A 13,592-nucleotide genomic window follows, 5' to 3' on the forward strand; every position below is an offset into this window, starting at 1 on the left:
CCGCGTCGTGCTTCGGTGGGTGCTCGTCGGGAGGGCTCCGGCGAGCCGGCACCACGCCGCGCCCGGCGCGCGGACCGGCCGGATTCGCGGTAACTTCCGGTGGCGTAGTTGATCAACCGTTCGTGGACCGCGTCGCTCGGGCGGCGGATCCCGGACGCCCACTTCGTGCCGGAGTCGCGCCATGCCCCAGCAGCATCGGGCCAAGCTCACGCGCCGCGCCATCTTGGCCGCCGCGGCGGAGGAGTTCGACCTGATCGGCTACGAAGCCGCCACGCTGAGCTCGGTCCTGCGGCGCTCCGGTATCACCAAGGGCGCCTTCTACTTCCACTTCACGGCCAAGGAGGCGGTCGCCGAGGCGCTGGCCCAGCAGTACCTGCTGAACCTGGCGGCGATGCAGCGGCGGTGGTCCGGCCGCGCCCTGGACCCGCTGTCGACGCTGGTCGGCCTGACCTCGGAAGCCGCCCGCAGGCTGGAGCGCGACGTCGTCCTGCGGGCCGGCATGCTGCTGGCCTGCAATCGGATCGGCGCGGAGTCCGACGGCTGGTACGAGGCGATCTGCGAGCTGGTGGTGAAGGCGACCGAGGCGGGACAGCTGCGCCCGGGAGTCGATCCGGCGGAAGCGGCGCGGGTTCTCTACGCGGCGCTGGTGGGCGCGCACACGGTCGGCGACGAGCCCGAAGGGCTGGTCGATCGCTTCGAGGAGATCTGGCGCGTGGTGCTCGCCGGAGTCGCCCGGGACGGCTGGCGCGCGGACGTTGAACTGACCGGCCAGCCCTGAGGCGTGGATCACAAGTTTTCGATTGATCCCGTTTGTCGCGTTCAGGGCTTCCGGGTGAGCCCTGGAGGCTGTTGAGCGCCCATTGTCGCGGCCGGGCGGCGGTCCTCCATGATCGATGAAAACTGCAGGTGGAACGGCTATCGTGGGGCTTCGGGTCGTGCCGGATCGGCGACGCCCGAGGGCTGTGCGCGGTTTAAGGGACCCCCCGTTGCGGGGCCCGCGAAGGGGTGTCGTAAGCTTTCATCACTGCCAACGGGGCGCTCCGAAAGGGGAAAGCCGGTTGGAGGCAAGGCCGGGTCGGTTTCGAATCGGCCAAGCCCCCATCGTCTAGCGGCCTAGGACGCCGCCCTTTCAAGGCGGTAGCGCGGGTTCGAATCCCGTTGGGGGTACGAACAACTGAAGATAGAGCATGGCCCAGTGGCGCAGTTGGTTAGCGCGCCGCCCTGTCACGGCGGAGGTCGCGGGTTCGAGTCCCGTCTGGGTCGCCAAGGCGAACGGCATTGTGCCGACGCTTCGGCCAGGTAGCTCAGTTGGTACGAGCGTCCGCCTGAAAAGCGGAAGGTCGGCGGTTCGACCCCGCCCCTGGCCACCGCTAAGAGCTGCGAAACAGCCCCCGCCGGAACCGGCGGGGGCTGTTTCGTCTCACTTGTCGTCTCAGCCCGTCCAGAAGGGCGCGTTCAGCCGGTCGGCGAGGTCGCGTCGAAGGACGTCCGCAGCACGTCAGCCCTAACCGGGTGTCCCCTCGCTGCGCTCGTGCAGCGAAGACATCTGAGCGTCGAGCCCGGCAGCGGCCTCGGCAGCCGCCTTGAGCTCGGCGGCGAAGCTCTCCGGCACCTCGCCGCCGCTCTTGTAGAGCAGCTCGTGCTCGACTGCGGCCCAGAAGTCCATCGCGATGGTGCGCAGCTGGAGTTCGACGGCGACCAGCTCGGTGCGGTCGGACAGGTGCACCGGCACCTTGATGATCAGGTGCAGGCTGCGGTAGCCGTTCGGCTTCGGCGCTGCGATGTAGTCCTTGGTCTGCACGATCTCGATCTGGTGCTGGCGGATGAGATCGCGGAGGAGGTAGACGTCGGAGATGAACGGGCACACGACGCGCACGCCGGCGATGTCGGTGAGGTGTTCGCGGGCGGACGCCGGGTCGACCGGCAGCCCGCGCCGGGCGAGCTTGGCCGCGATCGCCTCCGGACGCTTGATCCGCGAGGTGATGTGCTCGATCGGATCGTGCTCGTGGGCGTAGTCGAACTCCTCGCTCCAGATCCGCAGCTTGGTCATGAGCTCGTCGACGCCGAACTTGTGCACCATCAGCAGGTCGCCGGTCCGGCGCATGAAGGCGAGGGCGTCTTCGCGGTCCATGTCGCCGAGCTGCTCGATGGCGCTGCGCTGCGGATAAGGCCACCCGCGTGAACCACCGCGCGGTGATCTGTCCCTGGGCCCCATCGACGCTCCTCCCCCCGGCTGCTCGGCTCCAGCCTAGGCCGGACCGGACGACCGAGCCCGCGTTCAGGCGCGGGGTGTGAGGACGAAGACGCGATCTCCCGACCTCAGGAGCGGCCCTGGTGACCGGTCTCGCACTGGGATCTGCTTGCCCCGCGCCTGCGCCTCGGCCTCCGGGTGCGCAGCAGGTTCGCCGACACGCGGGGTGGTGCTGGGACGGTGGGGGCTACTTCGCTTCGCGGCAGGTGCGTCGGGCGCCGGTTGTTATTCTCGGCGACCTGATGTCTGCAACCCTCGTCGCCACGAATCTCGCCGCCGGCCACGGCAATCGCTCCCTGTTCACCGGGCTCGACCTCGTCGTCGCGCCCGGCGACGTGATCGGGCTCGTCGGCGCCAACGGCGCCGGGAAGTCCACGCTGCTGCGGCTCCTCGCCGGGCTCGACGACCCGGAGCAGGGCGAGCTGCGGCTCTCCCCGCCCACCGCGACCGTCGGATACCTGCCGCAGGAGCCCGACCGCAAGCCCGGGGAGACGGTGGCCCAGTTCCTCGCCCGGCGCACCGGCGTCGCCGCGGCGCAGCGCGCGATGGATGCGGCGGCGGATGCCCTCGCGGAAGGCGCTCCCGGGGCCGACGACGCCTACGCCGCGAGCCTGGAGCGCTGGCTGAACCTCGGCGGCGCCGACCTGGACGAGCGCGCCGAAGGGGTCGCGGATTCGCTCGGCCTGATCATCGAACTCGACCAGGCCATGACCTCGCTGTCCGGCGGCCAGGCCGCCCGCGCGGGGCTCGCCTCGCTCCTGCTGTCCCGCTACGACGTGTTCCTCCTCGACGAGCCGACCAACGACCTCGACCTGGAGGGCCTGGAGCTGCTGGAGGACTTCGTGCGCGGGCTGCGCGCCAGCACCGTCGTCGTCAGCCACGACCGCGAGTTCCTCACCCGCACCGTCAACAAGGTCCTCGAACTCGACCTGGCCCAGCAGCAGATCAACCTCTACGGCGGTGGTTACGACTCCTACCTGGAGGAACGCGATGTCGCGCGCAGGCACGCGCGGGACTCGTACGAGGAGTACGCCGACAAGAAGTCCGCGCTGGAGGCGCGCGCCCGCATGCAGCGCGGGTGGATGGAGAAGGGCGTCAAGAACGCCCGTCGCAAGAACACCGACAACGACAAGGTCGGCCGCAAGTTCCGCTCCGAATCCACCGAGAAGCAGGCCGCCAAGGCGCGGCAGACCGAACGGCTCATCGAGCGGCTCGACGTCGTCGAGGAACCGCGCAAGGAGTGGGAGCTGCGGATGGAGATCGCCGCGGCGCCCCGCTCCGGCGCGGTCGTCGCGACCGTCCGCGATGCGGAGGTGCGGCGCGGCGACTTCTCGTTCGGGCCGGTGACGCTGCAGATCGACTGGGCGGACCGGGTCGCGATCACCGGGGCCAACGGCTCGGGCAAGTCGACGCTGCTCGGCGCACTGCTCGGGCGGATCCAGCTGGACGCGGGGACCGCCGTGCTCGGTTCGGGCGTCGTCGTCGGCGAGGTCGACCAGGCCCGCGCGCTGTTCCACGGCTCGGAGTCGCTGCTCGACGCGTTCTGCGCGGCCGTGCCGGAAACCGAGACCGCCGAGGTCCGCACGTTGCTCGCCAAGTTCGGCCTCAAAGCCGACCACGTGCTGCGGTCGGCCGCCACGCTGTCGCCCGGCGAGCGCACCCGGGCCGCGCTGGCGCTGCTGCAGGGGCGAGGCGTCAACCTCCTGGTGCTGGACGAGCCGACCAACCACCTCGACCTGCCCGCGATCGAGCAGCTGGAGTCGGCGCTGGACTCCTACGGCGGCACGTTCCTGCTGGTCACCCACGACCGCCGGATGCTCGACGCGGTGCGCACCAACCGCCGCCTGGAGATGGCGGGCGGGAAGCTCACCGAGCTCGTGGGGTGAGCGTTCGCCTGCTCGCCCGGTGTTGGTCGTCCCGGTGTCGTACCCGGCCGATAGCTTGATCAACGGCGTCGGTATCGGGAAGGGATTGGGATGAGCAAGATCCGAGAGGCTTATCTGCAGGCAGCCGCATCGACCGCGAAGGTGCTGGGCGATCCGGCGGTCGCGGCTGCGTGGGACCAGCCCAGCGCCCTGGCGGAGTTCAGCGTCCGTGGGCTGGCCGGGCACCTGGCCTCGCAGGTCCTCTTCGTTCCCAGGGTGCTCGCCGCCGCGGAACCGGAAGAAGGACCCGTGCCCCTCCTCGGCTACTACGCGCAGAGCGAGTGGATCGGCGCCGACGTCAACGCGGAGGTCAACGTCCGGCTCCGGGAGATGGGCGAGGACCTCGCGACCGAGGGGGCCGCGGCCCTGGTCGCCGAGGTCGACTCGGCCCTTCGAGATCTTCGTTCGGCCCTGCCCGCGACGCCGGTGGACCGGTCGGTGGCGTTCTCCCGGCGGGTGCTGCACATCGACGACTTCCTGATCACCCGGATGATGGAGATCGCGGTGCACTCCGACGACCTGGCGTCGAGCGTGGGCATTGCCACGCCGGAGCTGCCGCCGGAGGTCTACGACCACGTGCTCGCGCTGCTCTCGCAGCTCGCGGTGCGGCGGCACGGGCAGACGGCCGTGCTGCGGGCGCTGAGCCGGGCGGAGCGCGCACCTGACACGATCGCCGCGATCTGACCGCGGATCGGCCGGGCTCCGGGGCGTGGAAGGATCGGCGCATGCCGGACAACGAGGAGCCAGACCTGGCGGGCGGCCCCAACGCGCTGTGCTTCACCTGCGGCGGACTCCGCAAGCTCAGCGAGCCGCGGATCTACGTCGTGCAGGCCACCGAGGACATGCAGACCGGCATGACCATGGCGGAATGGCGGACCTGCCCGCAGTGCGGCGGCAAGGGCCACCTCTCCGGCCTCCACCCGCCGGCCTGACAGGGCTCGTCCTGCGTGGCGGTGGCGGGGCTGCGGCCCCGCAGAACCACGTCCTGAACAGCGCTGATGGTCCGGAGAAGTAGGGACGCCCCCGCGCTCAACCGGCCTGGGGGTTACCGGGAGTGCGGGGGCGTCAAGGTCCACCCCTGGGGGTCAGGTGGACGGCGTCCATGCTACTTCGTGGTATCCGAGATGTCTCTAGGGGCAGAGATCTTTTTTCTCCCGGACCGCCGCGAACCGGAGGAAGAACTGGGTCAGCGGCCCGATGGCCAACGCGTAGAGCACGGTGCCGACGCCGACGGTGCCGCCCAGCAGCCATCCGGCGGCGAGGACGCTGAGCTCGATGGCGGTGCGGACGAGGCGCACAGACCAGCCGGTACGAGCGTGCAGGCCGGTCATCAGGCCGTCCCGCGGGCCCGGGCCGAGCCGCGCGCCGACGTACACCGCCGTCGCGATTCCGTTGAGCACGATGGCGGCGGCCATCAGGAAGATTTGCCCCGGTAGCGCGTCGACCGGTGGTGTCACGGCGAGTGTGATGTCCACCGCGAACGCGATGACCACCACGTTGGCGACCGTGCCGATGCCGGGCCGTTGGCGCAGCGGCAACCAGGCGAGCAGCACCGCCACGCCGGTCAGCGCGGTGACCGCCCCGAAGCTCCAGCCGAGCCGCTCGGACAGGCCCTCGTGCAGGACGTCCCACGGGTCGAGGCCCAGCTGGGCCCGCACCATGAACCCCATGCTGGCGCCGAAGAGCACCAGGCCGCAGAAGAGCTGCCCGAACCGGAGCAGCGGCCGGGTGCGGAATGGGAGCGGTGAGAGGTCCACTGGGGCTGATGTTGACGCCATGTGGACTTTCTAGCCTGTTATTGGACTTAAAGTCGATAGCCAATTGAACTATATTGGTCACATGTCGTTCACTCCGTCCGCGCACATCCACGGCCACAAGCTCGTCGAATTGCTCGGTTCCTGGCACGGCACGGCGCGCCCGTCATCCCAGGCGTTGGCCGCGGCGCTGCGGCAGCTGGCGCTGGACGGGCGACTGCCGCCGGGCACCAGGCTGCCGGCGGAACGCGAGCTCGCCGACGCCCTCGAAGTCAGCCGGACGCTGGTCGCGCGCACGCTGGACCGGCTGCGCGAAGAAGGTTTCGTGGCGAGCCGGCGCGGGGCCGGATCGTGGGTGAAGCTGCCGGACCGGGATCGCGGCAACGAATCCCACGGCGGGTGGTTCCCGGCCGCGGACAGCGAGGTGCTGAACCTCGCGCAGGCCACGCCGAGCGCGCCGCCGGAGCTGTGCGCCGCGGTGGATCAGGCGCGGCTGAGGTTCGCCGAGCAGCTGTCCAGCCACGGCTACCAGCCGCACGGGCTGCCGGAGCTGCGCGAACAGATCGCCGAGCGCTACGCGAAACGGGGGCTGCCGACCAACCCGGACCAGATCCTCGTCACCAGCGGCGCGCAGCACGGCTTCGCCCTCCTGCTCCGGATGCTGGTGTCGCCGGGCGAGCGGGTGCTCGTGGAGCACCCGACGTACCCGAACGCGCTGGAGGCGATCCGCGGGCTCAACGTCGCCCCGGTGGCGGTGCCGATGGTCGCGGACGGCTGGGACCTGGAGCTGCTGGCCGCGAGCCTGCGGCAGACCTCGCCGCGGCTGGCGTACCTGATCCCGGACTTCCACAACCCGACCGGAATCCGGCTGGATGCGGCCGGCCGGGAGCGGCTCGCCCGGGAGCTGGCGCGCACCTGCACCACCGCGGTCATCGACGAGACGCTCGCCGAGATCGACCTGACCAGCGACGATGCGCCGCTGCCGATGGCCTCGTTCACCGATCGGGCGCTGCTGGTCGGGTCGGCGAGCAAGTCGTTCTGGGGTGGCCTCCGGCTCGGCTGGATCCGCGCGTCCGAAGACTTCGTGCAGCGCGCGGTGGTCGGCCGCGCCGCGGTGGACCTCGGCAGCCCGGTCCTCGAACAACTGGTGCTGGCGGAGCTGCTGCGGGACGCCGACCGGCTGCTGGAGCGCCGGCGCGCCGAGGCGATCGAGCGCCGCGACCACCTCATCGCGGCCCTGCGCGAACACCTGCCGCACTGGCGCTTCCGCGTCCCGGACGGCGGCCTTTCGCTGTGGTGCGACATCGGCGCACCGGTCAGCAGCAGGCTCTCGGTGGCTGCGGAGCAGCACGGCGTGCGGGTGGCGCCGGGAGTGCGCTTCTCGGTGCACGGTTCGTTGGAGCGCTGGGTGCGCGTCCCGTACACGTTGCCGGGCGATCAGCTGGAAGAGGCGATCCGCCGTCTCGCGGCGGCGGCGTCGTCGATGCCGGACGGGCCCGGCCCGACCGCCTTGACGGCGCCACTCGCCTGAACAGCCGACCGCCCGTCGGCACGGCCCCTCGTCGTGCCGACGGGCGGTTCGACCTCGGGCGCCGCCCCGGTGCCGCAGGGGCATTGCGGCACCGGGGCTCCGGGGGCCCAGTCCTCGGCTTTCCGGCAGGTCACCGACTTTGCCGGGGGACAGGCCGGGGCGCCCCGATTCCGATCCGGCCGGGCGCAGACGGCCGGCTCGGAGCTGGTGGGTGCGAACGTTCCCCAGGATTGCCGCCGGAGCGGCTCGGTGCAGCGTCAGTCGGGCGACGTAGATGGTTCGAATGACGGGACGCCGGTCGCCGACCGGTCTTCCGGGCTGGCGACGCCGGCGTTGGCCGATCCGGCCTGGTCGGGGCCGGTCGGCAGGATCGCCAGCTGACCTCGCAGCCCGCCGCCCCAGGAGGTCGTTCCTGCGGACAGCGATGTGGCCGGTGCCGGGGGCGCCGGTGGTTCCGGCGCCGGGCTGGTCGGTGGCGTGATGTGGGACGAGGCGGCCGGGGCCCGGGGTTCCGGGAGGGTCCGGGCCGCCGTGGTGGGTACCGGCGACCGCTTCGGCAGCAGAGCCGCCCTGTCGTCGGTGGCCGGCGCGGCGGCGCGCTCGTGCGGTGGTGGCGCGGACGTCGCCGGAGCCGACGGGACATCGTCGGTGTCGTCGGCGATGGCGGTGGGCTGGTCGGCTTCGCCGATCGGCGTGACCGGGCGGTCGATTCGAGGTGGTTCGATCGCGGGTGCTGCCGGTTCGGGCGGCTCGACCACGGGCCGTGCCACCGGATCGAGCTCGGCGTCGGGCTTCGCCACCAGGTCGACGACGACCTGCTCCACCTCGACCCGGGGAGGATCGAGCTCGACTGCCTCGGCGGCGCCGGTGATGCCGAGCCACCCGCCGATGCCCAGGCCGCCGATGAACGCCGCCCGCGTCGCGAGCGCGCGGAGCCGGGACCAGGGACTGCGCTGCGCGCAGGCTCCCGTCACGGTCACCACCGCCTGTCGGTCGGGTCCGCGCGGCCGGGCGCGGCGCTGGCGTCGGGTGCGCCGGGGTGATCGGCGCGGTGTGAGCATTCAACCACCTGAGGTGGCGGTTTCGGGGCATCGACCGCGACGGGTGCGGCGGTCGCCCTCGCATTCTCCACGGAATCGGGCGACCAGGAAAGATCTCCGGCGTCGTCGTCCGGGTGAGGTCGGCGGCCGGCGACGGCGTGTCCGCAGTGGACAGATCGGGTGCCCGGCACAGTGTCCGCTGTGGATCAAGCGCGCGAAATCCGGCTGAGCATCGGCGAACTCCAGGAGTTCTGGGCTTCCCACGGGCACGATCTGCTGCTGCACGATCCCGGCGGCAGCGGCGAATGCCTTGTGCGGCGGGGCGAGCTCGTCGCGCCGGCGAGCGACTTGGATCCGGTCCTCGACCGCTACCGCCGCTGGGTCGACGACGTGCAGCACGACGACGACCTGCTGCTGGCCAGGGTGCGGCTGCGGGGCGCGGAGCGGGACCGGTGCGTCGATCTCGCCCGGGAGGCGGGCGTCGCCGCCAACCACGTGCACTTCGGCTGCTCGATCATGTACGGGATGCCGGTGATGTGGGGAACCGGGGCGGATGCGCAGGCGGGCCCGGCACTTCCGGAACCGCCGTCGCAGCAGTGGGATCCGCCGGTCGTGGTCGGGGTGCTGGACACCGGGTGCGACCCGCACCCGTGGTTCCAGGACCGGCCGTGGTTCGAGGCAGTGCCGGAGGTGCTGGACGCCGACGGCGACGCGGGCCAGGACCGCCAGGCAGGCCACGGCACGTTCGTCAGCGGCGTGGTGCTGCAACACGCGCCGGGCGCGGTGATCCGTGCGCGCCGGGTGCTTTCGTCGCTCGGGTTCACCGATGACTGCACCGTCGCGATCGGACTACGTTCGTTGCGGCGGTCGGCCGAGGCGCGCGGCGAACGCATCGGTGTTGCCGTGCTGACCGCCGGCTGTCACACCGCGGACGACGAGTGCCCGCCGATCCTGCGCGAGGAGCTGAGCAACTGGCCGGACACCGTCGTTGTCGCCGCCGCTGGGAATCACGCGCAGACCAGGCCGTTCTGGCCTGCGGCGCTGCCTTCGGTGGTCGCGGTGGCAGCGACCGGGGCCGACGGCGCGGTCGCCGAGTTCTCCAACTCCGGACCGTGGGTCGATGCCGCCGCGCCCGGGGTGGATGTGGCCAGCAGCTTCGTGCGGATGACTCCCGGCGGCGATCGCCGATTCGGCTACGCGCGCTGGAGCGGGACGTCGTTCGCCGCGCCGCAGGTGGCCGCCGCAGCTGCGAACGCCTTGCGGGACGACCTGAATCCGAACGAGGCACGCGATCTTGCTCGTCGGCATTACCCGTTCGAGCGGTAATCGGCGCGAAGTGAATCTACGAGCACCTCTGCTTCCTCTTATTACGCGGGAGGAAAGAAGATCGCCGAACGGGGAGAGGTGCTTGGTCGTGCACGAGGTCGGGGAGGCCCGGACGTCGGCGGTGCTGTTGCGCCGCGCGGCATCCGGTGATCAGCAGGCGTGGCAGGAACTGGTGGACCGCAACGCGCCGGTGGTCTGGGGAGTGTCGCGGGCGTTCACGACGAACAACGCGGACGCCGAGGACATCTACCAGGCCACCTGGTTGCTGCTGGCGGAAAACCTGGGGCGGCTGCGCGAACCGGAGTCGCTGTCCGGGTGGCTGGTGACCACCGCGCGGCGGGAGTCGATGCGGTTGCGCCGGGCGCGGCGGCGGGAATCGCCGGTCGGGCTGGATTCCGGCGATCTCGGGCCGCCGGACCACGCGGAGGACCCGGAGCACAAGGTGCTGCGGGCCATGACGAGTTCGCGGCTGGCGCAGTCGTTCGCCCAGCTGCCGCAGCGCTGCCAGCAGTTGCTGCGGGTGCTGGCGGTCGCGCCGGAGACAACCTATTCCCAGGTCAGCCAGGCCCTGGGGATGCCGAGGGGAACGATCGGGCCGAAGAAGAGCCGCTGCCTGGCGGAGCTGCGGCGGCTCATGCTGGCCGCCGACGTCCCGGAGGAGGTGGCGGGATGAGCCGGTGGATGCCGTCGGAGCTGTGGCGGTTGCGCGACATGTTCCAGTCCTGCGACCCGATTCCGGAGCACGCCCTGGCGGGCGCGTACTCGGCCATGGCGCGGCGCTCGCCGCACCCGGACCAGATGGCGCTGGAGCTCGTCGGCGACTCGGCGGAGTCGCCGGCGAGGATCCGGTCCGGACGGCCGGAGCCGCGGGTGCTGACCTTCGCGATGCCCGGCCGGGTGCTGGAGATCGACCTGGTCCCGACCGTGACCGGCCAGTACCGGGCGTCCGGGATGGTGCTGAACCGGGCGGGCCACGCCCCGCCGGCGGGCGAGGTCGTGCTCCGCCATCCGGCCGGGGAATGCGCGGGCCCGCTGGACGAGCACGGCGCGTTCCGGGTGGCCGACGTGCCCCGCGGCCCGATCAGCGTGGTGTTCCGGCCGCTCCGGTCGGCGCCCGCCGTCGCCGATTGGCTGGTCTGTTGAGCGCCGGGACGGCGGTGGCACCGCCGGATGAGATCACCGCGGCGCTGTGGTGGCGGGACAACGCCGGCGCGGCACCGGAGCCGGCCATGCGCAAGGCGGAGGAACTGCTGTCGGGCACCGGCGACGCGGAGTTGAGGGTGCTCGCCCGGCACATCGCGGCGCTCGCCGCGGTCGAACGCGGGAAGGTGCGGCAGGCGCAGCGGCACGCGCGCCTCGGGTTGGCCGCGGCCAACCGGACCGGGCAGCCGGAGCGGGCCGCGCAGCTGCGGCTCACGCTCGCGTGGATCGAGATGGAGCGCGGCGCGACGAGCGCGAGCTGGGCGCAGCTGGTGGCGGCGGAGCCGTCGCTGCCCGCTGCGGACCAGACCCGGGCCGCCTGCCTGCGCGGACTCCTGCACTGCCAGAGCGACCAGCACCGCGAGGCGATAGCGGAGCTGAGCCGGGCGTTGCGGAGCCTGTCGGCGGGCGACGATCGGCGCTGGCGGGCGAACGCGCTGCTGGGGCGTGGCCTGGCGAACCTGTACACCAACAGGTTGGCCGCGGCGGAGGCGGATCTTGCCGCCGCGGAACGGGTTTTCGCCTCGGACGGCAGGACCGCACGGGCGGCGGGCTGCCTGCACAACCGCGGTTGCGTCGCGTTCCGGGCCGGTGACCTGCCGCGTGCGCTGCGGCTGTTCGAGGAGGCGGTGGCCGCCGGGCTGGACGTCGAGTCGAACCCGGAGGCGCTGGTGGACCGGGCGGAGGCGTTGGCGGCGGCCGGATTGCGCGGCGAGGCCCGGGCGGCGATGGAGCACGCGGCCGACCGGTTGGCCGCCTGTGGCCGGGCCGGTCGGCTCGCCGAAACCCGGCTGGCGCTGGCCGGCTGCGCGCTGCGGGACGGCGATGCGGCTGCCGCCGCCGAGGCCGCGAGCAGCGCACGGCAGTTGTTCCGCGCTCAGCGGCGCCCGGCGTGGGCGGCGTTGGCGACGGCCATCGCGTGGCAGGCGAAGCTGCGCGGCGGCCAGTGCTCCCGCTACGCCTTCGGGGCCGCGCGGCGAGCCGCCGCCGCGTGCGAGGAGGCCGGGTGGATCGGGCCTGCGGCCGAGCTGCGGCTCATCGCCGGTCGGAGTGCTGCCCGCGCCGGGATGCACGCGTTGTCCCGCAAGCTCTTCGCGCTGTGCGTCCCGCTGCGTGACGAGCTCTCGGGGCCTCCGCAACATCGGGCGCTGGGGTGGCTGGCCGAAGCGCTGCTGGCCGACCAGGACGGCGATGTGGACCGGGTGTTCGCGGCGTGCCGGGGCGGGTTGCAGGCCGTTGACGGCCAAGCGGCCGGGATGGCGGCCTTCGAGCTGCGGGTGCACGCCCTCGGTCTGGCGGGCGAGCTGGGCGACATCGCGGTCGGTGCTGCGCTCCGCACGGGCGATCCACGGCTGGTCCTGCGCTGGACCGAGCGGTCGCGGTGCAGCGCGCTGCACCGCCGGGTGCTGCGGCCGCCGACGGATTCGAGGCTGAACTCCGCGCTGGTGCGGCTGCGCGCCGCGGTGCTGGAGGCGCAGGGCAGCCGCGACCCGAAGCGAGCGCTGGCCACCATCGCGGAGCTGGAGGAGCAGGTGCGCCACCGCGCGATGCTGGTGCGCGGCCGCACCAGCGGCCTCCAGGCGCCCGGCGGCATCGACGACGTCATCGCGGAGCTCGGTGATTCCGTGCTGCTCAGCCTCTTCTCCCACGGGGATCGGCTGTTCGCGGTGTCCATTGTGGATGGTGATGTCCGGCTGCACGTGCTCGGTCCGGAGGTGAACGCGGAAGGCCACGCGGCCCGGCTCCGGCACTTGCTCGCGCGGCAGGCGGTGGGCACCGCGCCGAGCGCGGCGCCGGTCTTCGAGATGAGCGCGCGCCGCGAGGCGGAGGAGCTGCAAGCGCAGCTGCTCGCGCCGGTGCTGCCCGCGCTCGAACGAGGTCGGCAGCTCGTCGTGATCCCGACCGGGCGCCTGCACGTGCTGCCGTGGGCGGCGCTACCGGCGTGCCGCGGGCGCAGCGTGACCGTGAGCCCGTCCTTGCGGTGCTGGTTGCGCGGCGCATCAGACTCGCGGAGCGCCGATCAGGCCGGTGCGCCGGTGTGGGTCGCGGGCCCCGGCCTGGAGCACGCGGAGCGGGAGGTCGAGGGTCTGCACGCGGTTGCGGGCGGGCGGCTGCTGGTGGGCGCCGAGGCGATCTCGGAGCGAGTCCTATCCACTGTGGACGGGGCGGCGATCGTGCACATCGCCGCGCACGGCCGGTTCCGGGACGACCAACCGCTGCTGTCGTGCGTGGATCTCGCCGACGGGCCGCTGTACGCCTACGACCTGGACCGGCTGCACCGCGGCCCCACCACGGTGGTGCTGTCGGCCTGCGATGTGGGCCGGTCGGCGGTCAGCCGGGGCGACCAGCTCAGCGGCCTGGCGACCACGCTCCTCGGGCGCGGCACCGCGACGGTGATCGCCAGCGTCGTGCCGGTCCCGGACGAGCGCACGGCGGGCGTGATGACGTCGCTGCACCGCGCGCTCCGCGCGGGCCGCCCCGCCGCTGCGGCGCTGGCGGAGGCCCAAGCGGAGCACGGCGAAACCGGGTTCGTCTGCCTCGGGTACGGAGGTGGTCGATGACCGG

At 72.5% G+C, this 13,592-nt stretch carries 12 protein-coding genes and 3 tRNA genes; 12 read left to right on the top strand and 3 right to left on the bottom strand.

Annotation, left to right across the window (positions count from 1 at the left end):
• The first annotated feature begins 181 nt into the window (after positions 1–181).
• From ACWEV3_RS09070 to ACWEV3_RS09085, 4 genes are all read left to right on the top strand, one after another.
• Positions 182–778 carry a ScbR family autoregulator-binding transcription factor gene (locus tag ACWEV3_RS09070; RefSeq protein WP_452613351.1) on the top strand — a complete coding sequence of 199 codons (597 nt, stop codon included), beginning with the start codon at positions 182–184 and terminating at the stop codon, positions 776–778.
• A gap of 316 nt (positions 779–1,094) precedes the next feature.
• Positions 1,095–1,167, top strand: a tRNA-Glu gene (locus tag ACWEV3_RS09075).
• A 22-nt stretch (positions 1,168–1,189) separates the two neighbouring features.
• Positions 1,190–1,266: transfer RNA gene (locus ACWEV3_RS09080), tRNA-Asp, on the top strand.
• Positions 1,267–1,293: 27 nt separating this feature from the next.
• Positions 1,294–1,367 (top strand) — tRNA-Phe (locus tag ACWEV3_RS09085).
• A 137-nt stretch (positions 1,368–1,504) separates the two neighbouring features.
• Here the strand turns inward: ACWEV3_RS09085 and ACWEV3_RS09090 are convergent.
• Positions 1,505–2,215 carry a GTP pyrophosphokinase gene (locus ACWEV3_RS09090; RefSeq protein WP_452613352.1) on the bottom strand — a complete coding sequence of 237 codons (711 nt, stop codon included), beginning with the start codon at positions 2,213–2,215 and terminating at the stop codon, positions 1,505–1,507.
• A gap of 278 nt (positions 2,216–2,493) precedes the next feature.
• Between ACWEV3_RS09090 and abc-f the strand changes: the two genes are divergently transcribed.
• From abc-f to ACWEV3_RS09105, 3 genes are all read left to right on the top strand, one after another.
• Positions 2,494–4,137, top strand: coding sequence for a ribosomal protection-like ABC-F family protein (gene abc-f, locus ACWEV3_RS09095; protein ID WP_452613353.1), 1,644 nt, complete (start codon positions 2,494–2,496; stop codon positions 4,135–4,137).
• A 90-nt stretch (positions 4,138–4,227) separates the two neighbouring features.
• Positions 4,228–4,860 carry a maleylpyruvate isomerase N-terminal domain-containing protein gene (locus tag ACWEV3_RS09100; RefSeq protein WP_452613354.1) on the top strand — a complete coding sequence of 211 codons (633 nt, stop codon included), beginning with the start codon at positions 4,228–4,230 and terminating at the stop codon, positions 4,858–4,860.
• A 41-nt stretch (positions 4,861–4,901) separates the two neighbouring features.
• Positions 4,902–5,108, top strand: coding sequence for a hypothetical protein (locus tag ACWEV3_RS09105; protein WP_093269367.1), 207 nt, complete (start codon positions 4,902–4,904; stop codon positions 5,106–5,108).
• Between the two features lie 198 nt (positions 5,109–5,306).
• On the opposite strand, the gene yczE is transcribed toward ACWEV3_RS09105, so the two are convergent.
• Positions 5,307–5,933 (bottom strand): membrane protein YczE, encoded by a 627-nt coding sequence (gene yczE, locus ACWEV3_RS09110; RefSeq protein WP_452613355.1) that lies wholly within the window; start codon positions 5,931–5,933, stop codon positions 5,307–5,309.
• A gap of 82 nt (positions 5,934–6,015) precedes the next feature.
• Here yczE and yczR point away from each other — a divergent pair, with 82 nt between their 5' ends.
• On the top strand, positions 6,016–7,461 hold the full coding sequence (yczR, locus tag ACWEV3_RS09115; RefSeq protein ID WP_452613356.1) for a MocR-like transcription factor YczR: 1,446 nt from the start codon (positions 6,016–6,018) through the stop codon (positions 7,459–7,461).
• 257 nt (positions 7,462–7,718) lie between these two features.
• On the opposite strand, the gene ACWEV3_RS09120 is transcribed toward yczR, so the two are convergent.
• Positions 7,719–8,435, bottom strand: coding sequence for a hypothetical protein (locus tag ACWEV3_RS09120; RefSeq protein WP_452613357.1), 717 nt, complete (start codon positions 8,433–8,435; stop codon positions 7,719–7,721).
• Positions 8,436–8,702: 267 nt separating this feature from the next.
• On the opposite strand from ACWEV3_RS09120, the gene ACWEV3_RS09125 reads away from it, so the two are divergent.
• From ACWEV3_RS09125 to ACWEV3_RS09140, 4 genes are all read left to right on the top strand, one after another.
• Complete coding sequence (locus tag ACWEV3_RS09125) at positions 8,703–9,827, top strand: S8 family peptidase (protein ID WP_452613358.1); 1,125 nt, start codon at positions 8,703–8,705, stop codon at positions 9,825–9,827.
• A gap of 88 nt (positions 9,828–9,915) precedes the next feature.
• Positions 9,916–10,500 (top strand): RNA polymerase sigma factor, encoded by a 585-nt coding sequence (locus ACWEV3_RS09130; RefSeq protein WP_358576027.1) that lies wholly within the window; start codon positions 9,916–9,918, stop codon positions 10,498–10,500.
• Positions 10,497–10,970 (top strand): hypothetical protein, encoded by a 474-nt coding sequence (locus ACWEV3_RS09135; protein WP_452613359.1) that lies wholly within the window; start codon positions 10,497–10,499, stop codon positions 10,968–10,970. The genes ACWEV3_RS09130 and ACWEV3_RS09135 overlap by 4 nt, the downstream gene beginning before the upstream one ends.
• Complete coding sequence (locus ACWEV3_RS09140; RefSeq protein ID WP_452613360.1) at positions 10,967–13,588, top strand: CHAT domain-containing protein; 2,622 nt, start codon at positions 10,967–10,969, stop codon at positions 13,586–13,588. Before ACWEV3_RS09135 ends, ACWEV3_RS09140 begins: the two co-directional genes overlap by 4 nt.
• The last annotated feature ends 4 nt before the right edge of the window (positions 13,589–13,592 follow it).

This window comes from Saccharopolyspora sp. NPDC003752, assembly GCF_053605825.1.

What these genes read in the sequence shown, in the direction of transcription:
- ACWEV3_RS09090 (WP_452613352.1), bottom strand. Translation starts at nt 2,215, where the DNA reads ATGGGGCCCAGGGACAGATCACCGCGCGGTGGTTCACGCGGGTGGCCT.
- ACWEV3_RS09100 (WP_452613354.1), top strand. Translation starts at nt 4,228, where the DNA reads ATGAGCAAGATCCGAGAGGCTTATCTGCAGGCAGCCGCATCGACCGCG.
- ACWEV3_RS09070 (WP_452613351.1), top strand. Translation starts at nt 182, where the DNA reads ATGCCCCAGCAGCATCGGGCCAAGCTCACGCGCCGCGCCATCTTGGCC.
- ACWEV3_RS09135 (WP_452613359.1), top strand. Translation starts at nt 10,497, where the DNA reads ATGAGCCGGTGGATGCCGTCGGAGCTGTGGCGGTTGCGCGACATGTTC.
- abc-f (WP_452613353.1), top strand. Translation starts at nt 2,494, where the DNA reads ATGTCTGCAACCCTCGTCGCCACGAATCTCGCCGCCGGCCACGGCAAT.
- ACWEV3_RS09105 (WP_093269367.1), top strand. Translation starts at nt 4,902, where the DNA reads ATGCCGGACAACGAGGAGCCAGACCTGGCGGGCGGCCCCAACGCGCTG.
- yczR (WP_452613356.1), top strand. Translation starts at nt 6,016, where the DNA reads ATGTCGTTCACTCCGTCCGCGCACATCCACGGCCACAAGCTCGTCGAA.